The organism is Heyndrickxia vini, from assembly GCF_016772275.1.
Taxonomy (GTDB): Bacteria; Bacillota; Bacilli; order Bacillales; family Bacillaceae_C; genus Heyndrickxia; species Heyndrickxia vini.
Map to the genome: position 1 here is coordinate 1,938,681 of NZ_CP065425.1, position 25,686 is coordinate 1,964,366.

Below are 25,686 nucleotides of genomic sequence, written 5' to 3' on the forward strand. Positions count from 1 at the left end.
CATACTATTTACTGATTTAATTTTTTTATTTCATAAATTTTTTCATGGGGGAGAAATATGAAAATAATTAGCTTAAATATCGGAAAACCAAAAACATCTTTATACAATAATAAAGAATATATTTCTGGAATTGGAAAACATCGTGTGAAAAATGTCCTATTAACGAAAGAACAATTTGTCGGGGATGACGTTGCAAATCCTCAATTTCACGGGGGGCCAGACCGATCTGTTTGTTTTTATCCGCACGAACATTATGAACAATGGGAGCAGGAGTTTGATACTTCATTAATGGTTCCAGCTTTCGGAGAAAATTTAACTGTCAGTGGTATGTTAGAAAAGGATGTATGCATAGGGGATATTTTCCAAATAGGCGAAGCGGTTGTTCAAATTACTCAAGGTCGTATTCCGTGTTCAACTATTTCCAAGTATAATCATATTGATCCGTTATTAAAGAGAACGATTGAAACCTGTTACACAGGCTACTTTGCTAGAGTCTTAAATGAAGGTGTCATTATGGATAATTCAGAGATCGTATTAATCGATAAACATCCATTACTGATAAATGTGTTTCATACGATGTATACATATTTCCATTCTAATGACACTGATTCAATTCAACAGATTATTGAAGTAAATGAGCTGGCGTCTGATATGAAAAATAAATTTATTAAAAAGTTAAAGAAAAACACCCAGCAATAAATGAGTAATCATTATATCTAAAAAATATTATTTGATCGTTCAATGTAAAAAAAAGATATAATTAATATGTTAAAAAAAGGATGTTTTATGCATCCCTTTTTTATTTACACAAAACTTTCTGAAAATATTTTATAAAAACTATTTTCAAATATATTAAAAGAAGGTAGAATATTTAAAAATGATATTATATTTACAATATTTAAATAGGACTAGCTTATTTAAAAGATTTTCTGAAATTTAAGCTATCTTTATACAACGATGAAAACCAATTGGTGGAAAGGAGCGAAATAGTGGAAAATCCAGTCCTAGAAGTAAAGGCTTTACGCACCACTTTTTCTACAGATGATGGAATAATCCCTGTTGTAAACGATATTGATTTCCAAGTACAATCACAGGAAATTTTAGGAATAGTAGGGGAGTCAGGATGCGGGAAAAGTGTAACTTCATTGTCAATTATGGGATTAATCCCAACGGGTAATGGAAAAGTTGAAGGTGAAATCCTTTTTAATAAGGAAAATATTGCTAAGGCTTCAGAAAAGAGAATGAGAAGTATACGCGGAAATGATATTGCAATGATTTTCCAGGAGCCAATGACTAGCTTAAATCCTGTATTTACAATCGGTGAACAATTGATAGAAGCCGTACAGATTCATTGGAAATGGCCAAAGAAAAAGGCAAAAGAGCATGCTGTACAAATGCTTAAAAAGGTTGGTCTTCCAAGGGCTGAGCAACTTATAAAAGAATACCCTCATCAGCTATCCGGTGGGATGAGGCAGCGTGTAATGATTGCGATGGCACTGGCATGTGAACCGATGCTTTTAATTGCAGACGAACCAACAACAGCGTTAGATGTAACGATTCAAGCTCAAATATTAGATTTGATGAAAAAATTGAATAAAGAAACGAATACAGCCATTATCATGATTACTCATGATTTAGGGGTAGTTGCAGAAATGTGCCAACGGATTATCGTTATGTATAGCGGGAAAATTGTTGAAGAAGCAGATGTTCGTACGATTTTTAAGGATCCGAAGCATCCGTATACGGTTGGATTAATACAATCCGTACCCGATATGAGAGTAAAAAAGGAACAATTGTACTCGATCCCAGGAAATGTACCTAAGCCCGGTTCAATTGATGTTGGTTGCCATTTTGCCCCACGCTGTCCGCACGCTCACTCACGTTGCTATGATGAAACACCGCATTTAAAAGTACTTGAAAATGGACAGAAAGTAAGGTGTTGGTTATATGAGGAAGGGAAGGATGGCGTCGTAAATGAATGAACCACTTTTAAAAATCGAAAAATTAAAAAAGAACTTCCCTATTCGAGGCGGCGTATTCGGTAAAAAGGTTGGAGAGGTAAAAGCTGTTGATGATATTTCTTTTGTGATACAAAAGGGAGAAACATTGGGACTTGTTGGTGAAAGTGGCTGTGGGAAGTCGACAACTGGCAGAATGCTATTAAGATTACTTGAACCAAGTGAAGGGAAAATTATTTTTGAAGGCAACGATATTACGAATCTTTCTAAACATGAGCTAAGAAAGATTCGTGGTCAAATGCAAATGATTTTTCAGGATCCATACGCCTCTTTAAACCCAAGACATTCAATTGAACGTATTTTAGAAGAACCGCTAATCGTACATGGGATAAAAGATAAAGCTGCACGAAGAAAAAAGGTTCGTGAGTTGTTGGAAATTGTTGGCTTAAATAGTTATCATGCCAATCGTTATCCCCATCAATTTAGTGGTGGTCAACGTCAGAGGATTGGAATTGCCAGGGCATTGAGTCTTAACCCTAAACTAATCATTGCAGATGAACCAGTATCAGCATTGGATGTATCCATTCAAGCTCAGGTTCTTAACTTGCTTAAAGATCTTCAGAAGAAGTATGAACTAACTTATTTATTTATTGCCCATGATTTAGGGGTGGTAAGGCATATTAGTGATCGAGTTGGGGTTATGTATCTTGGTAGGCTTGTAGAGCTAGCCGAAAGCGAAGAATTATACCAAAATCCTAAACATCCATACACACAAGCTTTGCTTTCAGCAGTCCCTATTGCCGATGTGGATTATAAAAAGGAAAGAATTGTTCTACAGGGCGATGTTCCAAGTCCCGCAAATCCACCAAAAGGGTGTTCTTTCCATACGAGATGTCCACTTGCTATGGATAAGTGCTCTGTTGAAAGGCCAATATTTAAAGAAGTAAATCCAGGTCACTTTGCAGCATGTCATCTACATGGATGATTTTGCATATAAATTTTTAGATAGCTATTAAAAATTGGGGGGAAGAAGATGAAGAAAAAGCTGACAGGATTAGTCATTTTTGTCCTGGTACTTTCACTTGCCTTGATGGGATGTTCATCATCAAAATCAAATGGTGAAAAAGGAAAAGATGACGGCAAGGAAAAATCAGGTGGTGTATTAGTGTATGCACGTGGTGGAGATGCGGTTAAGCTGGATCCTGCTGCAGTAACTGATGGGGAATCATTAATTGTTGCAGAACAAATATTTGATACTCTAGTAAGCTATAAAAAAGAAACAACAGAAATTGAACCAGGCTTAGCAAAATCTTGGAAAGTATCTGAAGATGGTTTAACATACACATTCGAGTTACAAGAAGGTGTGAAATTCCACGATGGAACTGATTTTAATGCAGAAGCTGTAGTAAAAAACTTTGATCGATGGGCAAACGGTAACGTTGAAAAATTCCCATATTACCAATCACAATTCGGCGGGTATAAAGGTGAAAAAGCAGCTGTTATTAAAGAAGTAAAAGCAGTCGATCCAAAAACTGTTGAATTCACTTTATTCAGACCACAAGCTCCATTTTTGAAAAACTTAGCGATGACACCATTTGGTATTTCAAGTCCTACAGCAATTGAGAAATATGGTGATAAATATATCGAAAACCCAGTAGGTACTGGTCCGTTTAAATTCAAAGAATGGAAAAGAAACGATACAATTACTGTTGTTAAAAACGAAAATTACTGGAAAAAAGGATTACCAAAGCTTGATACAGTTATTTTGAAAGTAATAAAAGATAACTCTGCACGTTTAAACGCGTTAATTAAAGGCGATGTCGATTTAATTGATGGGTTAAATCCAAGTGATATCGAAAAAGTAAAATCGGATAAAAATCTACAGATTTTTGAAAGACCATCTATGAATCTAGGATATCTTGGATTTAACGTTACGAAAAAACCATTTGATAATGTTAAAGTCCGTCAAGCATTAAGTCATGCAGTAAACAAAGAAGCACTAATTAAAAACTTCTATGAAGGAACGGCTGAACCAGCTAAAAATCCAATGCCGCCTTCTGTAAGTGGCTATAACGACGATATTGTTGATTATGATTATGACCTTGATAAAGCGAAAAAGTTATTGGAGGAAGCAGGCTATAAAGATGGATTTAGTGTAGATTTCTGGACAATGCCTGTTGTTCGTCCTTATATGCCTAATGGACAAAAAGTAGCAGAAGCCATCCAAGCGGATTTTGCAAAAATCGGTGTAAAAACAAAAATCGTTACGATGGAATGGGGAACATATTTAGAAAAATTAGCTAAAGGTGAAGCACCGATGTATATCGTTGGTTGGACTGGTGACAATGGTGATGCAGATAACTTCTTGTATGCATTACTTGATAAAGATGCAATTGGATCTAATAACAACTCCCAGTATTCTAACGACGAAGTTCACGATCTTTTAATTAAAGCTCAAACAGAAACAGATGAAGCGAAAAGAAATGATTACTATAAAAAAGCACAAGAAATCATCCATAATGATGCACCTTGGGTTCCACTTGCTCACTCAGTACCACAGTTAGCTGGTAAGAGTACGATTGATGGGTTTTTCCCACATCCTACAGGTTCTCAAAGCTTTGCTGATACTTCTGTAAAATAATTATCGGGGGAGTGTTTACTCCCCTTTTTAATTCAAAAAAGTTACATAACTTATTAAAAGGGGTGAAGGTGGTAATGGTTGCCTATACAATACGCCGTTTATTACTACTTATACCAGTTCTACTTGGAATGGTAATCATTGTTTTTTCATTAATTCACGCCATACCTGGAGACCCGGCTAGAACGATTTTAGGACAGCTGGCAACAAAAGAAGCTGTTGCCGATTTAACGAAACAATTAGGGCTCGATAAACCTCTCTTTGTACAATTTTTTGATTATATTAAGGATTTGTTAACCGGTAATTTAGGGACCTCTTTAAAAACGCAATCACCAATAAGTCATGAAATTTGGCCATATTTTGGTGCTACTGTCGAGTTAGCTGTCGTTGCGATGATAATAGCAATCATCATCGGTGTAAATGCAGGAATTATTTCCGCATGGTTTCAAAATTCTTGGTTTGATTATATCGTTATGTTAATTGCGTTAATTGGGGTATCGATTCCAATCTTTTGGCTTGGATTAATGGAGCAATATGTATTTTCCATTAAGCTGGATTTATTGCCGACAACCGGACGGGATGATATACGTAATCCTGTCGAAGCAATTACCCACTTATATATGTTGGATACATTATTACAAGGAAGATTTGATCAATTTATTGAAGTTATTAAGCATTTAATCCTTCCAAGTCTAGCTTTGGCAACGATTCCAATGGCGATTATTGCTCGTATAACTAGATCGAGCATGCTTGAGGTTATGCGCTCGGATTATATTCGAACAGCACGTGCTAAAGGGATGAAAATGTTTTGGGTTGTTTACAAGCACTCATTAAAAAATGCGTTTATTCCAGTATTAACAATTATCGGTTTGCAAACAGGTCTTTTATTAGGTGGAGCAATATTAACTGAAACGATTTTTGGTTGGCCTGGAATGGGGACCTATATTTATGAAGCAATTGAGTTTCGTGATTACCCTGTCATTCAATCAGGTATTTTGATACTTGCACTAGTGTTTGTACTAATAAACTTAATCGTGGACTTATTATATGCAGCAATTGATCCACGTATCAAGTATTGATAGGGGGGACATCAATGCCAGAACTTTCAACAAATGTAAAGCAGACAACAGTGGTCGAAGAGCCATTGATATCTCCGTGGAAAGAAGGCTGGAGAAATTTCAAGAAAAATAAAGTAGCTTTACTAGGCTTGGGTTTAGTTATCTTTTTTATTCTTATTGCATTGTTCGCTAACTTTTTAGCGCCTTATGGATTTAATGATCAGCGACTAGGGGACAAGCATCTTCCACCCTCAAGTAAGCATTGGTTTGGAACAGATGACTTCGGCCGAGATATTCTAAGCAGAGTAATCTTTGGGGCTCGTATCTCATTAACTGTCGGATTCTTCTCAGTAATTGGATCAGCCATCGTGGGAACAACTTTAGGGATTGTTGCAGGTTATTATGGTCGATGGATTGACGGTGTTATATCCCGAATCTTCGATATTTTATTAGCGTTTCCAAGTATTTTACTTGCTATTGCTGTTGTTGCTATGCTAGGACCATCATTACAAAATGCACTAATCGCAATCGCTATTATTAATGTACCGACTTTTGGGCGTTTAGTACGTTCAAGAGTGCTGTCTGTAAAGGAAGAAGAATACATTACAGCAGCGAAAGCTATTGGAATGGGAGACGCTCGTATTTTATTTCATCATATATTTCCTAATAGCATGGCACCAATTATTGTACAGGGATCTTTAGCGATTGCAACGGCAATTATCGAAGCAGCTGCATTAGGTTTCTTAGGTTTAGGTGCACAACCGCCAACACCTGAATGGGGAAAAATGCTTGCGGATTCTAAAGATTTTATCATACAAGCACCATGGACAGTATTTTTTCCGGGAATTGCCATCATGTTAACTGTACTTGGATTTAACCTTATGGGTGATGGCCTACGGGATGCACTAGATCCACGGATGAAAAATTAAAAACAGCAGGAAAAAATCCCCTGCTGTTTTTCTTATTATGTATCAAAACTATTATCAAAAGTTTTTCTCATGAATTTTTAATGTTTCTTTCATGTATCTTTAGGATTCATAAGATAATATTAGCTAAGTCTTATAAGGATAAGCCGAATAGTTGTTACCCATTATATTTAACTATTGCGGAATTCTTATTAATTTACTCATTATAAAGTTCTTTCTTTAAACCCGGCCCTTGTGCCGGTTATTTTTTTATCAGAGATTTATATAATTTTAATCGAATTTTCATTTATTGTTGGTAGGATTATAGTAATAATAAAGGAGGCGCATATTCATGATGTGGGTTCGATTTATTCCGATTGTATTCTTTAGTATGACAGCCATAACTCTGTTTGCCTTCCAATCAATTGAAATTGTTCATGCAGCACTTGATTTAATTTTATCTAAATCTAGGTTAAAATAAGAACATAAATAAAATGAACGATGAATTTTGAAGCAGGTGTGAATGTGAAACGTATATTAATTATAGAAGATGAAAAAAATTTAGCACGATTTATTGAACTTGAACTTAAATATGAAGGATACGAAGTAAGTGTTTCATATGATGGGCGTGAAGGCCTTCAGCTGTCCCTTCAAGAGGAATGGGATGTAATTTTGCTTGATTTGATGTTGCCTAGTTTAAATGGATTAGAAGTTTGCCGTAGATTGCGACAAGAAAAAGATACCCCAGTTATTATGATTACCGCTAGGGATAGTGTGATGGATCGAGTATCCGGTTTAGATCATGGTGCAGACGACTATATTGTAAAGCCGTTTGCCATTGAGGAACTTTTAGCAAGGCTTCGCTCAATTTTTAGAAGAATAGATATACAAGAACCAAAGTCACAACTTACATCGTATACTTTTCGTGATCTTTTTGTAGAGAAGGAAAGCAGAATTGTAAAAAAGGGAGATAAAATAATTGATGTGACGAAACGAGAATACGATTTGTTATTGACCTTATTGGAAAATAAAAATATTGTGATGACTCGTGAAGTTTTATTAAATAAAGTTTGGGGCTATGAAACGGAAGTAGAGACGAACGTAGTCGATGTGTATATTCGATATTTAAGAAATAAAATTGATAATCATGGTGAGGATAGTTATATTCAAACTGTTCGCGGAACAGGGTATGTGATGCGTGAATGAAGTTTCTTCGCAATTGGTATCATACATCATCCTTAAAGGTGAAATGGTCGGTTGGAACAAGTGCGGCTATTTTCTTTACCTTCTTTCTTTTTAGTTTTAGTCAATACCATGTCATTAATAAATGGATGTTATATGAAGAGAAAAACAATATTTTACAAGCGCTAAATGAAATCACCATTTTTGTGAAGCAGGCTGGTTCACTAGATGATAACCTTGCGGAAAATAAAGAATTGCAAAACCAAATTTATGAAAAGAATCAGATTATTAGGATATTATATCCGAATGGGGATGAATATAGAGTCTACAATGCTGATACGGATACTCCAAAATATTATATTCCTTTTCAACCTGTTCATCAAAAAACAGTTACTTTATTAGAAACTGATAATAAAAAAATTTATTTAGGTCGTGCTCCCTTTCATATAAATGGGTTTACTGGCTATATAGAAATTATTCAGCCATTAACAAGATACCATCAAATGATGGGAAGTTTGTTTTTTATCATGTCAATATTCGGCGGATTTGCTTTCATACTTAGTGGATTATTCGGTTTTTTAATGGCAAAAAGCTTTTTAATGCCATTACAAAAGTTGTCTAACACGATGAAAAAAATTCGCAAAAAAGGTTTCCACGAACGAATGGAACCAAGTAATTCCAAAGATGAAATGGGGGAATTAACAAATATTTTTAATGATATGATGGATCAAATTGAGCATTCATTTAATCAACAAAAACGATTTGTTGAGGATGCTTCCCATGAATTACGAACCCCTGTCCAAATTATGGAAGGTCATTTAAAGTTATTGAATCGATGGGGAAAAAACGACCCCATTATTTTAGATGAGTCATTACAGGCATCCATTCAGGAACTGGATCGAATGAAAAAATTAGTTCAAGAGCTTTTAGAATTATCGAGAGCCGAACAAATTGAATCAAAAGGTACTGACAGTAGTGCTTTATTATTAAAAACAATATCACAAGTAATCAAAAACTTTGAATTGATTCATGAGGATTTTACCTTTGAATTAAAAGTGGATAGTGATAACCAAGATAACCCTATAGTGCAAATTAGTGAAAATCATTTAGAGCAAATATTAATTATCATTTTAGATAATGCTGTTAAATATTCTGATCAAATTCACAAAATCGATATTTGTCTTGAAGAAGAAAATAGTATGGTGAAAGTTACAGTTAGAGATTATGGCGTTGGTATACCAGATGAAGATTTATCAAAAATCTTTCACCGATTCTATCGTGTCGATAAAGCAAGGAGTCGAGCAAGAGGTGGTAATGGATTAGGATTATCGATTGCTAAACAATTAGTGGAAGGTTATACAGGAGAAATTTACGCATCTAGTACGCTTGGGAAAGGCACGAGTATAACATTTACACTGCCATTAATCGAAAACCGATGATCCTTTTCATCGGTTTTCTTTTTTTACAACTTTTCCGCTACATCTACCTCGGTAAATTGCATATCCGCATTTTTTGTCATTTTTATTTCTAACATTTCATCTTTATATTGGGCGACTGTTCCTTTTTTCTTTATTAAAGAAGGTAATGTAATGACATGTCTTTGGCCAACTTCGGGTATATTTTCAATAATCACTTGGTTTGATGTGTGATAAATTTTTACACGTTTTAACCACTCTTCGTCTTTAATGGGTGTACGCACATAAATGTCATCAAAAGTTTCGAAAACACTTACGTCAAATTCTGTTGGAGTTGATTGTGGTTGCTGGTCTTGTGTTGCTGTATTTGTTTCCGAATTAGTTGTATTTTGATCAGTATTTTGTTGAAACATTGATGTTGCACGTTTTAGCATATCTTCGTGATTAAACATGCCTTCCCATTTTCCTGGCATAAATTGGGATAACATATTTTGGACTTGCTTTTCTATATCTTGAGGATTTATTTGTTTCATTATGTTATTTTTATTAAAAGGAAACATATTCCAAGGAAACATAAGATTGTAACCTCCCGAACTTTCAGGTTATATAATAATGTATTCAATCGTTGTGGCGATGTTATTACAGAATAAATATTGTTTAGAAACATTAAGCGAATAATAACAATAAACGGTTGAATAATTTATAAATCGTAGTATTATGGTAGATGAAATTGGACATTTATATAAGGGAAGAACAGTCAATAGTAATTATTAGAATTTTCTTTGTTTGTAAATACACACCGTTTTGTTTTAAACAGAATATTATTCTTTAAAATTGTGTTTTTTAAGAATGAATTAGTACTCATTTTAATTTTAAAAAAATTGATTTTTATTCTTTATATTATTACTTTACAGTGATAGAATTGTGTCTGTAAGCGTTTTGGCTTATTGAATTTTTTATTACATACACGTTTTCTTATCTTAATAAAAATTATTAGGCTTAATTGCTGGAGGTTTTTCGAAATGAAACAACAAGCATCAAAAGGATTTTGGGAAAGTTTCTCAGGCCCAAACCTTGGTTATGTTATGGAAGTTTACGAAAAATACGTAAACGATCCGGAAAGTGTAGATCCGGAAATGAGAGCACTTTTTGAAGAGTGGGGAGCACCTGCTATTTCTGAAGAAGGCTTATCAACACATGGGCAGGCTGATATATCGTTCCAATTGCCAACTAACCCTACAGTATTTAGTAAAATGGTTGCTGCTGTAAAATTAGCTGACAATATTCGTACCTATGGACATTTAGCAGCAGACATTAATCCGTTAAACGATCGTAATAAGGATACACGTAGAATTGAATTATCAGAGTTCGATTTAACTGAGGAAGATCTAATCAATATTCCTGCATCGTTTATTTGTCCGGATGCACCTTCTAGTGTGAAGAATGGTTTAGATGCTATAAATCATTTGAAAACGGTTTATACAAATAAAATGGCTTTTGAATTTTATCAAGTCCATGATTTAGAGGAAAAAAATTGGTTACAACGTACAGTTGAATCTGGCAAAATACTTTTAAACCTTTCGAAAGACCAAAAAATCAATATCTTAAAAAGATTATCTGAAGTAGAAGGATTTGAGAAATTCCTTCATCGCACATTTGTTGGGCAAAAGCGTTTCTCAATTGAAGGATTAGATACATTAGTCCCAATGATGGATCAAATTATTAGTTCTTCTGTTCAGACAGGAGCGAGAACTGTAAATATAGGAATGGCGCATAGAGGACGCTTAAATGTTTTAGCGCATATTCTTGAAAAACCATATGAACTTATTTTTGCAGAATTCCAGCATGCACCTAATAAAGATTTAATCCCATCCGAGGGTTCTATTGGAATTACTTATGGTTGGACAGGAGATGTAAAATACCACCTTGGAGCTGATCGCCGTGTTAAGGCTGAAAGCACAGCAAGCACACGTATTGTTCTAGCAAATAATCCAAGTCACTTAGAAGTAGCTAGCCCAATTGTAGAAGGATATACGAGAGCAGCTCAGGAACAACGAGATACTTCAGGATATCCTAAACAGGATCATGATAATTCTTATGCAATATTAGTACATGGTGATGCAGCATTTCCTGGACAAGGAATTGTACCTGAAACGTTAAATATGAGCAGACTTAAAGGATTTAATACTGGCGGTTCAATTCATATTATCGCTAACAATATGATCGGGTTTACTACTGAAAGCTATGACTCACGTTCAACAACATATGCGTCAGATACAGCAAAAGGGTTTGAAATCCCAATTATCCATGTTAATGCTGATGATCCGGAAGCTGTAGTTGCTGCTGCTTCATTTGCGTATGAATATCGCAGAAGATTCCATAAAGACTTCTTAATCGATTTAGTCGGTTATCGTAGATTTGGTCACAATGAAATGGATGAACCAATGACTACAAACCCAATGATGTATCATATCGTTCATAAACATCCGACTGTTCTCGCTATGTATGCAGATCAACTGGTTAATGAAGGTGTAGTTACTAAAGAAGAAGTAGCTTCAATTGAACAAGAAGTTCAAGATAAATTGAAAGCTGCGTATGATAAAGTTCCGAAAAAAGAAGAGGATCCAGATATTGTTATGAATCCACCGGAATTTGTAGCAAACGGATTTCCTAAAATAGCGACGGCTGTTGAAAAAGAAGAACTTAAGGCTTTAAATTCAGAGTTATTAAATTGGCCTGAAGATTTTCATGCATTTAAAAAGCTGGCAAAAATTTTAAAACGTCGTGAAAATGTATTTGAAGGTGAAGGTAAAATTGATTGGGCACACGCAGAAACATTAGCCTTTGCATCCATTCTTAAGGACGGAACACCAATCCGTTTCACGGGCCAAGATTCGCAGCGCGGTACATTTGCTCAACGTAACTTAGTATTACATGATGAAAAAACTGGGGAAGAATATATTCCTCTTCATCATATTAAAGAAGCTAAGTCATCATTTGTTGTTTATAACAGTCCATTAACTGAAGCAGCAGTTGTTGGTTATGAATACGGATATAATGTATTTTCACCGGAGACTCTCGTGTTATGGGAAGCCCAATTTGGTGACTTTGCTAATATGGCACAAGTAATGTTTGACCAGTTTATCACTGCGGGTAGAGCGAAATGGGGACAAAAGTCTGGTCTAGTAATGCTTTTACCACATGGATATGAAGGTCAGGGACCTGAACATTCAAGTGCACGATTAGAAAGGTTCTTACAATTAGCTGCTGAAAATAACTGGACAGTCGCTAATCTTTCAACAGCAGGCCAGTACTTCCACATTCTACGTCGTCAGGCAGCAATGTTGGAGAAAAATGAAATTCGCCCACTAGTAATTGTGACACCTAAGAGCTTGCTACGTCATCCACTGGCATCAGTAGATGGAGAAGAACTAACTAATGGCAAATTTATGCCAGTTCTTGAGCAAAAAGGATTAGATCATAAACCAGAAAAAGTGGAAAGAATTATTTTATGCAGCGGTAAAATTGCCATTGATTTCGAAGAACGCATTAAAGATGAGGAAATAGATTGGGCACACATTTTACGTGTAGAGGAGCTCTATCCTTTCCCTGAAACTGAAATCAAGGAAATAATTGGTAAACACAAAAACCTAAAAGAACTTGTTTGGGTTCAAGAAGAGCCTAAAAATATGGGTGGTTGGACATTTGCTGATCCATATTTAAGAGATCTTGCTCCAAAAGGGGTAAATGTTAAATATGTTGGACGTCCAAGACGTTCAAGTCCTTCTGAGGGAGATCCAATCGTTCATAAGAAAGAGCAAAATCGTATTTTAAACGAAGCATTAACAAAATAGAAAAATAGAAAAGTTAAACACATATAAAGGGAGGACAACATTGTGGCTGAAATAAAAGTGCCAGAGTTAGCTGAATCTATTACAGAAGGAACCATCGCAGGATGGTTAAAACAACCAGGAGACCGCGTCGAAAAAGGCGAATATATTGTTGAATTAGAAACAGATAAGGTCAATGTTGAGGTAATTTCTGAAGAAGCAGGAGTTATCCAAGAACTAAAAGCAGAAGAAGGAGATACAGTTCAGGTTGGACAAGTTATTGCCATTGTATCTGAATCTGGTGAAGCGGCAGCTCCAGCTCCTGCAAAGGAAGAAAAAGCACCAGAAGCAAAAACTGAAGCACCGAAACAGGAAAGTGCAAAGGTTGAAGTTTCAGATTCCGATAAGAAAGAACGTACAATTGCTTCACCTGCTGCACGCAAGCTTGCACGTGAAAAAGGAATTGATTTAAGTGCAGTTTCTACAATTGATCCTATGGGTCGTGTACGTGTACAAGATGTGGAAGCACATTCAAATCAACCAAAGGCTGAAGCTAAATCTGCTGCGCCTAAACAAGCTGCACCAGTATCACAGGAAGATGGGAAGCCAGTAGAAGTGGTTCGTATGTCTCGTCGCCGTCAAACAATTGCAAAACGTTTATTGGAAGTTAAACAAAATACAGCAATGTTAACAACTTTTAATGAAATTGATATGACTGCAGTTATGGAGCTTCGTAAACGTAAAAAAGATAAATTCCAAGAAGATCATAATGGAACTCGACTTGGTTTCATGTCATTCTTTACTAAAGCAGTAGTTGCTGCATTGAAGAAATATCCAGCTGTAAATTCAGAAATCATTGGAACAGATTTAGTATTAAAAAAATACTATGACATTGGTGTAGCGGTTTCAACTGATGAAGGACTTGTTGTACCAGTTGTTCGAGATTGCGATCGCAAGAATTTCGCTGAAATCGAAGCAGATATTGCTGGATTTGCCAAAAAAGCAAGAGACAATAAATTATCCCTTGGAGATTTGCAAGGAGGCACATTTACAATCACAAATGGTGGTGTGTTTGGTTCATTGTTCTCAACACCAATTATTAATGGTACTCAAGTAGGTATCCTTGGTATGCACACAATTCAAAAACGCCCAGTTGCAGTAGGAGATAATGTTGAAATTCGTCCAATGATGTATATTGCATTATCTTATGACCACCGTGTTATTGATGGTAGTGAAGCTGTTGGATTCTTAGTAACTGTTAAAAAATTACTCGAAAATCCAGAAGACTTATTATTAGAAGTTTAATTATTTCTTGTTAAACCCTTTCCATTAGGAAAGGGTTTTTTAATGTGAATTTTAGGGACAGTGGACCTGGTCCCATGTCCCACCCAGTTTCAAAAAAAGAAGTGCATTCAAATATTTGAATGCACTCTACAAGTTTTCTATTATTTATAAGGTGTTAATCCTCGCTTTAATAATTCATTTTTCAAAACCTTTATCCACTCACGTTCTTGACCTTTTTTTTCAGCGTCTCGATAGGCAGCTACCAACATTTCATTACTCATGATTTTCATGTTATAACCTCCTAGTGGAATTTAATACTTTCTATATTTTCTAACCATTTTAACTCTTTTTAAACTACTTGAAAAGTGTTTTTTAAAAATATTTAATTATATTTTCTTAATTGAATATTCCGAAAAAAGTGATAACATATATTATATGAGTAGAGATTCCAGTAACATCATGATTATCCTCTTTGGCTAAAGTATCAACATCTACTCGTAATATGCTGAAAAGGAGGATTTTATTATGTCATCTTTATTAAACATTACAGTTGGTGAGCTACTTAAGCAAAAGGCAGAATTGCATCCAGACCATGAAGCAGTCATATATGCTGATAGGGATTTACGGTTATCTTATAAAGAGTTTGACGATCAGTGTAATTTAGTTGCAAAAGGGTTAATGAATTTAGGGATAAATAAAAATGATCATATAGCCATTTGGGCAACTAATACACCAGAGTGGCTGACCTGTCAATTTGCTACCGGAAAAATGGGTGGAGTACTCGTAACAGTAAATACAAACTATCGTACATCAGAACTGGAATATTTATTGCGTCAATCCGATTCTGAAACAATAATTTTAATGGAAAAATACCGTACAGCTTCGTATATTGATATGATTTATGAGATATGCCCTGAACTTAAAGATTCAGAGGCGGGAAAATTAAATAGTGCACGTCTTCCAAAATTGAAAAATGTTATTGTGATGGGTGATAATCATTATCCGGGTACATATAATTGGAAGGAGTTATTATCGTTTGGACGTGAGGTATCTAATGAAGAATTAGAACAGCGCTTGCAGTCATTAGACCCAAATGATGTAATAAATATGCAATACACTTCAGGGACTACAGGTTTTCCGAAGGGTGTTATGTTAAGCCACAATAACATTGTAAATAATGGATACAATATTGCCAACTGTATGAAACTAACTAAAGCAGACAGGCTTTGTATTCCTGTACCATTTTTCCATTGTTTCGGTTGTGTCCTAGGTACGATGGCTTGCGTATCAGTGGGAGCAACGATGGTACCGATCCAAGAATTTAATCCTAAAGAGGTTTTACAAACTGTCCAAGATGAGAAATGTACCGGATTACATGGGGTACCCACAATGTTTATCAATGAGTTGAATTTGGCAGATTTTGATAATTATGATTTATCTTCTTTGCGAACTGGAATCATGGCAGGATCAAATTGTCCAATTGAGGTCATGAAAGGCGTAATTGAAAAAATGGGGGCAACCGAAATAACGATTGCTTATGGACAAACTGAATCTTCACCTGTAATTACTCAAACTAGAACGAATGATCCGATAGAGCTAAGAGTGGAATCAGTAGGTAGAGCATTGCCTAATGTAGAAGTGAAAATTGTTGACCCACTTACAAATAATGTAGTAAATGATGGAGAACAAGGTGAATTATGTACGAGGGGTTATCATGTAATGAAAGGATATTATAAAAATCCTGATGCAACGAAAGAGGCAATAGACGAAGATGGATGGCTTCATACTGGTGATTTGGCGGTTATGGATGAAAATGGTTATTGTAGAATTACAGGTAGATTAAAGGATATGATCATTAGGGGTGGGGAAAATATTTACCCAAGAGAAATCGAAGAATTTCTTTACACTCATCCCAAAATTTTAGATGTCCAAGTTATTGGTGTCCCTAATGAAAAATACGGGGAAGAAATAATGGCCTGGATTATTCCTAAAGAAGGAGAAAGCCTTTCATATGGAGAGGTTATTGAATACTGCAAGGATAAAATATCACACCATAAAATTCCACGATATGTTAAACTGACAGATCAGTATCCAATGACTGCATCTGGTAAAATTCAAAAATATCTTTTACGTAAACAAGCTATAGAACTTGTTGATCAGGACTTAGGGTAATTTTACAAACTTATTATAGTTTTAAAATAAAGATTGATCATTTATTTTAAAGTTGTGATTAAAATCCTGTTTTTACAGGATTTTTTTCTTTAACTATAGGAGCAGTTTAACTTAATAAAGATGGAAATAAGAGATAAAAGTAAAATAATTAGTAGTTTTTTAAAAGGGGATTAAGACATTTGAGTAATTTATCATTTTTTGATTTAGAAAAGAAGCTTAAAAGAATTAGAATAGAAGGCTTTGTAATTCATAAAGGGAATACACGATTCTTCGAATACGTGAAGAATAAAAAGGTGCTAGAAAAGCCTACAAAGGTTTATTCCATTACTAAGACCATTGTTTCTATATTAATTGGAATTATGGTAGATAAAGGGTTATTAAAAAATATTCACGAACCTATTCAAAATTATTTTCCAGAAATATTAGAGTCTAATGATCCGCAAAAGAAAGAAATTACAATATTTCATTTGCTAACCATGACGTCGGGGTTGCAGGTAGGAAATTTCGAAGGATCAAAAAATTGGGTTAAATTCATACTTGGACAACCAATAATACATAAACCAGGTTCAACCTTTCAGTATAATTCAGGAGACTCTCATTTACTAAGTGCGATAATACAAAAAATTTCTGGAATTCCCACCGCTTTATTTGCTGAAAAATATCTATTTCGACCATTAGGAGACTCATTTTCGAGGAGCTATTAGGTAATTGGCTGGATGAGTAAGACATTTGAGCAAGTCAAACTGTTTTTCTTCTCTTCTGGTATCATAAAAATTATTTTATTATCTGTTCTGTTTCAGATGGATGAACTGAATAGAAAAATCAGCGGGGGTTTGCCACCGCTTTTTTTTTTGAAAGATAAGTGTATAAAATAGGTGAATTAATTATTTTTTCTAAAAATAGTTGACGTAAAAATAAAATACATGTATAGTTAGTTACATAACTAACTAACCAAAGAACCAACTAGGCGGTGAGGGAATGAAATCTTTAATCGATGATAATCGTCCTATCTTTATGCAAATTGCTGAGAAAATTGAGGATGACATCATTAATGGAGGGTTACTTGAAGAATCCCAAGTGCCATCCACTAATCAATTTGCTTCCTTTTACCAGATCAATCCGGCAACTGCAGCAAAAGGTGTGAATTTGTTAGTCGATCAAGGAATATTGTACAAAAAACGCGGCATTGGGATGTTTGTCGTGAAGGGGGCTCGTACAAAGCTAATGGAAAAAAGAAAAGAACAGTTTTTTGAGGAGTATGTATCCAAAATGATTCACGAGGCAAAAAAACTAGGAATAACTTCAAAAGAACTGATGGATATGATTAAAAAGGGGGAAGGGTGAAATGAGTAATGTTATAGAGGTTAATCAACTAACAAAAGCATATGGAAATTTAACTGCAGTTAATGACGTTACATTCTCAATCGAAGCAAACAAAATTTATGGGCTTCTTGGGAGAAATGGAGCAGGAAAAACGACTATTATGCATATGATTACCGCACAACTATTTCAAACTAGCGGAGAAATAAAGGTTTTTGGAGATACTCCATATGAAAACAAAAATGTGTTAAGTAAAATATGTTTCATAAAAGAAAGCCAAAAGTATCCATCTACATTCACCGTTAAAAATGTGTTGGATGTAGCTGCGCTCCTTTTTCCGAATTGGGATCAGCAGTACGCTGAGTTACTGATAGGGGATTTTCGACTTCCATTAAAACGAAGAGTGAAGAGGCTATCAAGAGGGATGCTTTCTTCGGTCGGAATTGTAATCGGCCTAGCCAGTCGCGCACCACTTACAATATTTGATGAGCCTTATTTAGGGCTTGATGCTGTGGCAAGGAGCTTGTTTTATAATCACTTGATTGAAGATTATGCAGAGCATCCGCGTACGATTATCCTCTCTACACATTTGATTGATGAAGTAAACAAAATTTTAGAGCATGTAATAGTGATTGATAATGGAAAACTGCTCATTAACGAGGATGCAGATGTACTGCGAGGAAGTGCCACTACTGTTACAGGATTAGCAAAAAAAGTGGAAGCATTTACAGTCGGTAAAAAGGTTATCAATAATAACCCTTTAGGCGGATTCCATTCTGCTATTGTGATGGGAAGGCTTGAAGAAGAGGACATAAAACAAGCGGAGGCGTTTGAGCTGGAACTTAGTCCAGTTTCATTACAACAGCTGATTGTTCATCTAACTAGTGGAATATCAAAAGACAAGGTGGTGGAATTCTAATGAATAGTATCACGCATGTCATGAAAATTCATACTAAGGAAAAATGGGGATGGTTTTATATCTCATGGGTTATATTACTTTTTAGTTTCTTAATAAATCTTATTATCGGAATTGTTACTGGTGGTACGGAGCCGATATATACAGGTGGAATGGCCTCAATCTTTATTTACATGTTAGCTGCAGGTATTGGAACGATGCAAATTTTTCAGTTTGCCGTTGGGTTGAGTGTGAGAAGAAAAGATTTCTATTTAGGAACGACGGGAATGTTTATTGCTGTAAGTGCAGGAAATTCGATTGTATTGTTAATTTTTTCTATGGTAGAAAAAATATCTGGATCATGGGGTGTTGGTCTTCATTATTTTAACCTACCCTATCTAAACGATGGTTCCTTGATCGAACAGTTTTTCATTTACTTTATATTTATGATGAATATGTTATTTTTAGGATTTGTCATTGCAAGTATATTTCTACGATTTGGCAGAAGCGGATTACTCGTCTTTTTTGGAGTATTATTCGTCATTATTACCGCTGTATCATTTATTCTTACCTATTTTGAAAAATGGGGTACCTTCTTCCATTGGGTAGCAGGGCATTCTGCTTTCGGAATCTCACTATGGATGATACCTGTTGTTTTATTGTATATGATTGTATCATATTTGCTTCTTAAAAGAGCAATCGTTTAAAAAAGCTGTTTCATACAATTTACCAATGACTCATGAAAAAATGTTTCTGGTGTATAAAAAAGAACTGATGGTATAGAGGACAAAATATGATGATTTCCAAACAAAAAAACCGGGCATTTTTATTTTTGCCCGGTTATCTTAATATCCAAATGTTTGTTAAGAAAATACACCAAAATTAAACCAGCTATTGGAAAGTTTTATTGTTTTTTTAGGACTCCCGTCATTCTTTTATAATCGCTTTTTTGATTTTGGAATACCCCAACATTTCATTAATTGGTGAATCCCATTTTCAATTTGCTCCAATGGAATACCGCCAAAGCCAAATAGAAAAGTTGGATTTTTAGATTCAATTGGACTTAAGAGATAATCGCTTACCGGATAGATGGCAATATTGTTTTTTTCCGCAATCTCTTTTAACTGTCCTTCACTTTTGGCATGGGGTACAGAAATTAATATGTGCATTCCTGCTATGTCCCCAGTGAATGAGATAAGCGGGTAATACGTATCAAATATTTCTGTTAATTTTTCATGTTTTTTTCGATAAATTTTGCGCATCCTGTTTAGATGTTTTGAAAAATAGCCATCTCTCATAAAGTCAGCTAAAATGTGTTGATCAAATCTTGGTACGGTTGCTGAGTAAAAACTAAATGTCTGTTTGTATTTTTGTACCAATGTTATAGGTAATACAAAATAAGCAACTCGTAATGAAGGCATTAAAGATTTGGTAAATGTGCTTATATAAATGACATTATTGTTTTGGTCCATACCTTGTAATGCAGGAATGGGTTTTCCTTTATATCGAAACTCACTGTCGTAATCGTCTTCAATAATATAGCGATTTTCATTTTTTGCTGCCCAGTTTAATAGCTGCGTTCTTCTTGTTGCCGATAAAACAGCACCCGTTGGGAATTGGTGAGAAGGGGTAATGTAAACAACATTGGCGTTTGTTTTTTCAAGTTCATCCACAATTAAACCATCTTCGTCAACCGGAATAGGAAGAGCTCTATTTTCCAATTGTATTCTTGGGATTGCTGAATAGCCGGGATTTTCAAGGGCAAATTTTAATTTATCTCCTAGTAATTTTAGAATCATTGGAAGGAGTTGTTCCGTTCCTGAACCGATAACAATCTGTTCCGGCTTGCAAATAATCCCCCTTGATTGATATAGATAGTTGGAAATTTCCGTTCTTAATGCATATTCTCCTTGCGGGTCTCCATTTTGCAAAAGCTCTCTCGAATCAAAATCATATAGATTTTTGGCATATTTCCTCCATATTGAAAACGGGAATGAACCGGCATCAATTTTTCCGGGATGGAAATCAAATTGATAATTTTTCTTCACGGCCTGCTCAATCGGCATAGCTAAAGGCTCTTTTTCAATATACGGTAATTCATCGAATTCTTCGACAAAAAAACCAATGCGAGGTTGCGATCTTATATAGCCTTCCTCCATAAGCTGTGCATAGGCAATTTCAATGGTTGTTTGGCTGATATTTAAAAACTCTGCTAATTTTTTTTTAGAAGGCAATTTGGTTCCGACTTCAATTTGTTTATGGATAATGGCATCTTTAATTCCGATATATAGCTGTTCATACAATGGCTTTACCGTACTTTTATCCAAATTAAACATAAGCATGTCCATCTGTATTTCCTCCTACTGACCATGTAGAATTTTGAAAAATTGAACCTTTTCATAAAGTCAATTTCTATTATACTAGTAATCATCAAATGAATGGAGGTTTTTTTTATGAATCAAGTTGGAACTGAAAGAGTAAAACGTGGCATGGCAGAAATGCAAAAAGGCGGTGTCATTATGGATGTCGTGAATGCGGAACAAGCAAGAATTGCAGAGGCTGCTGGTGCCGTTGCGGTTATGGCTTTAGAGCGGGTGCCATCCGATATTCGTGCAGCTGGGGGAGTAGCGCGTATGGCAGATCCTCGCATTGTAGAGGAAGTGATGAACGCTGTAACCATTCCGGTAATGGCAAAAGCCCGTATTGGCCACATTGTCGAAGCGCGGGTATTAGAATCAATGGGTGTCGATTACATAGATGAAAGTGAAGTATTAACGCCCGCTGATGAAGAATTCCATTTATTAAAAAGCGACTACACTGTACCTTTTGTTTGTGGATGCCGTGATTTGGGCGAAGCTGCCCGCCGTATTGGAGAAGGCGCTTCCATGTTACGGACGAAAGGTGAACCGGGAACAGGAAATATTGTCGAAGCGGTTCGCCATATTCGAAAAGTTAATGCTCAGGTCAGACGCATTGTTGGGATGAGCACAGATGAACTAATGACAGAAGCAAAAAATTTAGGCGCACCATTTGAATTATTACTAGAAATCAAAAAATTAGGCCGGTTGCCGGTTGTCAATTTTGCTGCCGGTGGGGTAGCCACACCTGCTGATGCTGCTTTAATGATGGAACTTGGAGCAGATGGCGTTTTTGTAGGATCCGGTATTTTCAAATCTGATACTCCGGAAAAATTTGCACGTGCTATTGTAGAAGCAACTACACACTATCAAGACTATAAACTGATTGCTGAAATCTCAAAAGAATTAGGTGCACCGATGAAGGGTATTGATATTGCAACACTTGATGCAGCAGAACGTATGCAGGAACGTGGTTGGTAACATGCTGAAAATCGGAGTGCTTGCATTACAAGGCGCAGTGAGAGAGCATATTAGACAAATTGAAGAACTTGGTTGTGAGGCCATTCCGGTTAAATCGGTTGAAAATCTAGACGAAATAGATGGTCTTATATTACCTGGCGGAGAAAGTACTACAATGCGTAAACTGATGGACCGTTACAATTTGCTCGAGCCCATTCGCGCTTTAGCCGTCAAAGGAATTCCAATGTTTGGCACATGTGCTGGCCTAATTTTATTAGCAAAAGACATCGTCGGCTATAAAATGCCGCATCTAGGAATAATGGATGTTGAAGTTGAACGAAATTCTTTTGGACGCCAAGTAGATAGTTTTGAAGTGGAACTATCCATTCGAGAAATAGGAGAAGCCATTCCAGCTGTTTTTATCCGGGCACCGCATATCGTGGCTGCAGGTGAAAATGTTGAAATTCTGGCAAAACATGAAGATCGTATTGTTCTAGCTCGCGAAGGCCATTTGTTAGGTTGTTCATTTCATCCTGAGTTAACCGAAGATACCCGAATTATGAAGTATTTTATTGAAATGGTACGGGATTACAATTGATTAATTTTGGAAGGTACTGTAAGAATAACTGATAGTTTTATCAAAGAAGGTATAACGCTTTTTGTTGAAGATTTTATGCTAAAAGGGGAGTAAGAAATAATTAATCATACTTATAAAATTCGCCGTTTTATTAGGTTATTAGAGTATAAAAAAAAGAGCCTCAGGCTCTTTTCTTATTTTAATGAAAGCCAGACACTCTTTACTTCAGTATAATTATTTAATGCATATGATCCCATTTCACGGCCAATACCAGATTGTTTAAAGCCACCGAATGGTGAGGCTGCATCGAATACATTATAGCAATTTACCCAGACAGTGCCTGCACGGAGTCGATTGGCAATATAGTGTGCATTCGCGACATCACGTGTCCATAAACCAGCGGCTAAGCCATATTCACTATTGTTTGCTCGATTTATAACTTCATCTAACTCTTCGAAAGGTAACGCGGCAATAACGGGACCAAAAATTTCTTCTTTGGCAATTGTCATTTCATCATTAACATCTGCAAAAATAGTAGGTTCAACAAAGTAACCCTCATCACGTGGTTTTCCACCACCTGTTAGTAATTCGGCACCCTCGTTTAATCCTTTTTCAATATAATTTAATACACGACTTTGTTGTTCAGTTGAAACAAGTGGGCCCATTTGTGTTTGCTGATCTAACCCAGATCCTTGTTTGATATTTTTTGCATGTGATACCATGTCTGCAACAACATTATCATAATTCTTCTTTTGAATAAACACTCTGGAGCCAGCACAGCAAACCTGCCCTTGGTTAAACATGACACCATTTAATGCTCCTGGGATAGCCTTAGTTAGATCTGCATCGGGTAAAATAATGTTTGGAGATTTTCCGCCAAGTTCAAGGGTCACTCGTTTTAATGTTTTTGATGCTCGTTCCATGATAGATTTACCAACGACAGTAGATCCAGTAAACGCAATTTTATCAACTAATGGGTGATCAACTAACGGTTGTCCTGCAGTTTCTCCAAATCCAGGTACAATATTGATAACTCCTGGAGGGAAACCTGCAGCTTCTGCTAGCTCCGCCAAATACAGAGCTGAAAGAGGTGTTTGTTCGGCTGGTTTTAATACAATTGTACAGCCGGTTGCCAAGGCAGCACCCATTTTCCACATAGCCATTAGTAAAGGGAAGTTCCAAGGGATAATTTGTCCAACCACTCCAACCGCTTCATGACGTGTATAATTAAAAAATGGTCCACTTACAGGAATCGTTTGACCTGTTATTTTATTTGTCCATCCTGCATAATAACGCATATGTTCAATAGCAAGAGGAACATCAGCATTCATTGTTTCATTTATTGGTTTTCCATTATCTAAAGTTTCAAGTTGAGCTAATGCTTCTTTATGTTCTTCCATTAAATCTGCTAATTTATACATTAAACGACCCCGGGAAGAAGCATTCATTTTTGACCATTTGCCACTATCAAACGCCGCACGGGCAGCCTTTACTGCACGATCAATATCTTCGGTGCCTGCCTCATAAACAGTAGCTAAAACTTCGCCGGTTGCAGGATTAGGTGTATCGAATGTTTTCCCTGAAGCACTTTCAACGAACTCACCATTAATATAGAGCTTTTTCTTTCCTTGTAAAAATTTTTCTACCTTTTCATTGACTCCTACTAAAACTTGACTCATTTAATTGCCCTCCTTAAAGAATTCAAAGTTTGCTAGAAGTTTGTCATGATGTAATTTTTACTATCCTGTCAGCGCTTACATATCAATCCTACAAGTTTATTGGATTCATTTCAATGAATATTATTTAAAAATTGAAAATATTTTTCTGCAAAATTAGCAAAGTATCGACAAAAAGCTTTATTTATCGAATAAGTCTAATAATAAAAAAAGCTGACAAACAACATTCATATGTCATTTGTCAGCTTTCTACTATTTAGATGATTGTTCCTCTTTAACAGGATGGGTTTGATAGAATTTTTTAGATAAATATGTTTGTCCTATTAAGAATGCGCCACCAACTGCCCAATAAAGCGGTAAGGCTGCAGGGGCACTAAATGATACAATTAATATCATAACGGGTGAGAGAAGTCCAAATATTTTCATTTGCTTTTGTTGATCTTCCGGTAAGCCAATAAGTGATACTTTTGATTGAAAAAAGTACATTATTCCCGCAATAATTGCCATCGGAATATCTACATGTCCAAGATCAAACCATAAGAAAGAGTGAGATGCAATTTCTTTTGAACTTCGGATTGCGTAATAAAATCCCATTAAAATAGGCATTTGAATTATAAGTGGTAAACAACCCATATTTAAAGGATTCACATCATGTTTCTTGTAAAGTCCCATCATTTCTTGTTGTAATTTCATTTGTTCATCTTTTGATTTTGCTTGTTTAATTTTGTTTTGGATAACTGTCATTTCAGGTTTTAATTTTTCCATTTTTACTTTCATTATTTGCTGTTTTTTGAATGTCTTCATCATAAACGGCATTAATATTAAGCGAATAAGAATGGTTATTAATATGATGGCAACTCCGTAGCTACCTCCGAATAATTCCGCTGTAAAATGAATAACCTTTGCAAATGGCAGTACAAAATAGTCATGAAAAAACCCGGAATTACCCATCCCTTTTGAAGTGTTTCCTTGGCATGCAGATAGTAAAAATACAATTCCAATCATTAATAAAGAAAATTTAAATAAACGTTTCATCAATTATCCTCCTAAAATAAATTAAAAACTAAAGTCAACGGATAAATGATGGTCGGGGTCCTCATTAGGTGAATCTTTTCTTCTCACACATTTCATAATCCATATGATTAGTAAATGTTGTATTTTTAATCTATGAATTAACCGTTGCTGTGGATTTATTAACTCTTCAGCACTTGCTTCGGTTGCAATATAAGAATATGGCTTAACGATAAAATGATTCCATATATAAGCTAGGCCAATTGTTAATAAGATACTAACATAAAATGAGCAGACAACTGGATCATATGTAAGGTTTAATAAATATTCCATCAGTTTTTCATCACGCACCTTAACAACTTCATTAGATAGCATAGTATATCTTAAGTAGTGTGTTTTTTCAAATGCTCATCTACTATATTATCATATGAAACAAACTACCGTACTA

General features: G+C 35.5%; 24 protein-coding genes. 18 read left to right on the top strand and 6 right to left on the bottom strand.

What is annotated here, in order from left to right; translation table 11 throughout:
• The first annotated feature begins 57 nt into the window (after positions 1–57).
• From I5776_RS09740 to I5776_RS09775, 9 genes are all read left to right on the top strand, one after another.
• Positions 58–699, top strand: a complete 642-nt coding sequence (locus I5776_RS09740) for an MOSC domain-containing protein (protein ID WP_202780413.1) — start codon at positions 58–60, stop codon at positions 697–699.
• Positions 700–986: 287 nt separating this feature from the next.
• Complete coding sequence (locus I5776_RS09745) at positions 987–1,982, top strand: ABC transporter ATP-binding protein (protein WP_202780755.1); 996 nt, start codon at positions 987–989, stop codon at positions 1,980–1,982.
• The gene (locus I5776_RS09750) at positions 1,975–2,943 is read left to right on the top strand and encodes an ABC transporter ATP-binding protein (protein WP_202780414.1); all 969 of its coding nucleotides are present in this window, start codon (positions 1,975–1,977) and stop codon (positions 2,941–2,943) included. Before I5776_RS09745 ends, I5776_RS09750 begins: the two co-directional genes overlap by 8 nt.
• A gap of 48 nt (positions 2,944–2,991) precedes the next feature.
• Positions 2,992–4,599, top strand: coding sequence for an ABC transporter substrate-binding protein (locus I5776_RS09755; RefSeq protein WP_202780415.1), 1,608 nt, complete (start codon positions 2,992–2,994; stop codon positions 4,597–4,599).
• 74 nt (positions 4,600–4,673) lie between these two features.
• Positions 4,674–5,675, top strand: coding sequence for an ABC transporter permease (locus tag I5776_RS09760; RefSeq protein WP_202780416.1), 1,002 nt, complete (start codon positions 4,674–4,676; stop codon positions 5,673–5,675).
• A gap of 14 nt (positions 5,676–5,689) precedes the next feature.
• Entirely contained in the window at positions 5,690–6,583 is an 894-nt protein-coding gene (locus I5776_RS09765; protein ID WP_202780417.1) for an ABC transporter permease, read from the top strand.
• Between the two features lie 328 nt (positions 6,584–6,911).
• Entirely contained in the window at positions 6,912–7,040 is a 129-nt protein-coding gene (locus I5776_RS21590; RefSeq protein WP_281397315.1) for a hypothetical protein, read from the top strand.
• Positions 7,041–7,084: 44 nt separating this feature from the next.
• Positions 7,085–7,765 (top strand): response regulator transcription factor, encoded by a 681-nt coding sequence (locus tag I5776_RS09770; RefSeq protein WP_202780418.1) that lies wholly within the window; start codon positions 7,085–7,087, stop codon positions 7,763–7,765.
• Positions 7,762–9,180 carry a HAMP domain-containing histidine kinase gene (locus tag I5776_RS09775; RefSeq protein WP_202780419.1) on the top strand — a complete coding sequence of 473 codons (1,419 nt, stop codon included), beginning with the start codon at positions 7,762–7,764 and terminating at the stop codon, positions 9,178–9,180. The genes I5776_RS09770 and I5776_RS09775 overlap by 4 nt, the downstream gene beginning before the upstream one ends.
• Before the next feature lie 23 nt (positions 9,181–9,203).
• Here I5776_RS09775 and I5776_RS09780 read toward each other — a convergent pair whose 3' ends face one another.
• Positions 9,204–9,689 (bottom strand): Hsp20/alpha crystallin family protein, encoded by a 486-nt coding sequence (locus tag I5776_RS09780; protein WP_246483967.1) that lies wholly within the window; start codon positions 9,687–9,689, stop codon positions 9,204–9,206.
• A gap of 489 nt (positions 9,690–10,178) precedes the next feature.
• Between I5776_RS09780 and sucA the strand changes: the two genes are divergently transcribed.
• Positions 10,179–13,010: a 2-oxoglutarate dehydrogenase E1 component gene (sucA, locus tag I5776_RS09785; protein WP_202780421.1), complete on the top strand. Its 2,832-nt coding sequence runs from the start codon at positions 10,179–10,181 to the stop codon at positions 13,008–13,010.
• Between the two features lie 42 nt (positions 13,011–13,052).
• Entirely contained in the window at positions 13,053–14,291 is a 1,239-nt protein-coding gene (odhB, locus tag I5776_RS09790) for a 2-oxoglutarate dehydrogenase complex dihydrolipoyllysine-residue succinyltransferase (protein WP_202780422.1), read from the top strand.
• A gap of 140 nt (positions 14,292–14,431) precedes the next feature.
• On the opposite strand, the gene sda is transcribed toward odhB, so the two are convergent.
• On the bottom strand, positions 14,432–14,560 hold the full coding sequence (gene sda / locus I5776_RS09795) for a sporulation histidine kinase inhibitor Sda (RefSeq protein ID WP_202780423.1): 129 nt from the start codon (positions 14,558–14,560) through the stop codon (positions 14,432–14,434).
• Positions 14,561–14,795: 235 nt separating this feature from the next.
• Here sda and I5776_RS09800 point away from each other — a divergent pair, with 235 nt between their 5' ends.
• The 5 genes from I5776_RS09800 (at position 14,796) to I5776_RS09820 (ending at position 19,364) form a co-directional block, all read left to right on the top strand.
• Positions 14,796–16,442 (top strand): AMP-binding protein, encoded by a 1,647-nt coding sequence (locus I5776_RS09800; RefSeq protein ID WP_202780424.1) that lies wholly within the window; start codon positions 14,796–14,798, stop codon positions 16,440–16,442.
• Positions 16,443–16,621: 179 nt separating this feature from the next.
• Positions 16,622–17,146 (top strand): serine hydrolase domain-containing protein, encoded by a 525-nt coding sequence (locus I5776_RS09805; protein WP_202780425.1) that lies wholly within the window; start codon positions 16,622–16,624, stop codon positions 17,144–17,146.
• Between the two features lie 274 nt (positions 17,147–17,420).
• Positions 17,421–17,786, top strand: coding sequence for a GntR family transcriptional regulator (locus I5776_RS09810; RefSeq protein WP_202780426.1), 366 nt, complete (start codon positions 17,421–17,423; stop codon positions 17,784–17,786).
• A gap of 1 nt (position 17,787) precedes the next feature.
• On the top strand, positions 17,788–18,681 hold the full coding sequence (locus tag I5776_RS09815) for an ABC transporter ATP-binding protein (protein WP_202780427.1): 894 nt from the start codon (positions 17,788–17,790) through the stop codon (positions 18,679–18,681).
• On the top strand, positions 18,681–19,364 hold the full coding sequence (locus I5776_RS09820; RefSeq protein WP_202780428.1) for a hypothetical protein: 684 nt from the start codon (positions 18,681–18,683) through the stop codon (positions 19,362–19,364). The genes I5776_RS09815 and I5776_RS09820 overlap by 1 nt, the downstream gene beginning before the upstream one ends.
• 228 nt (positions 19,365–19,592) lie before the next feature.
• Here the strand turns inward: I5776_RS09820 and pdxR are convergent, their stop codons facing one another.
• Positions 19,593–21,005 carry a MocR-like pyridoxine biosynthesis transcription factor PdxR gene (pdxR, locus tag I5776_RS09825; RefSeq protein WP_202780429.1) on the bottom strand — a complete coding sequence of 471 codons (1,413 nt, stop codon included), beginning with the start codon at positions 21,003–21,005 and terminating at the stop codon, positions 19,593–19,595.
• A 105-nt stretch (positions 21,006–21,110) separates the two neighbouring features.
• On the opposite strand from pdxR, the gene pdxS reads away from it, so the two are divergent.
• Entirely contained in the window at positions 21,111–21,995 is an 885-nt protein-coding gene (gene pdxS, locus I5776_RS09830) for a pyridoxal 5'-phosphate synthase lyase subunit PdxS (RefSeq protein WP_202780430.1), read from the top strand.
• A gap of 1 nt (position 21,996) precedes the next feature.
• Positions 21,997–22,572, top strand: a complete 576-nt coding sequence (pdxT, locus tag I5776_RS09835) for a pyridoxal 5'-phosphate synthase glutaminase subunit PdxT (protein WP_202780431.1) — start codon at positions 21,997–21,999, stop codon at positions 22,570–22,572.
• Positions 22,573–22,745: 173 nt separating this feature from the next.
• On the opposite strand, the gene I5776_RS09840 is transcribed toward pdxT, so the two are convergent.
• The 3 genes from I5776_RS09840 to I5776_RS09850 form a co-directional block, all read right to left on the bottom strand.
• Positions 22,746–24,230 carry an aldehyde dehydrogenase family protein gene (locus I5776_RS09840; RefSeq protein ID WP_202780432.1) on the bottom strand — a complete coding sequence of 495 codons (1,485 nt, stop codon included), beginning with the start codon at positions 24,228–24,230 and terminating at the stop codon, positions 22,746–22,748.
• Positions 24,231–24,479: 249 nt separating this feature from the next.
• Complete coding sequence (gene yidC, locus I5776_RS09845; RefSeq protein ID WP_202780433.1) at positions 24,480–25,262, bottom strand: membrane protein insertase YidC; 783 nt, start codon at positions 25,260–25,262, stop codon at positions 24,480–24,482.
• Positions 25,263–25,283: 21 nt separating this feature from the next.
• A complete protein-coding gene (locus I5776_RS09850; protein WP_202780434.1) occupies positions 25,284–25,613 on the bottom strand; it encodes a hypothetical protein in 330 nt (109 codons plus the stop codon).
• Positions 25,614–25,686: the final 73 nt, after the last annotated feature.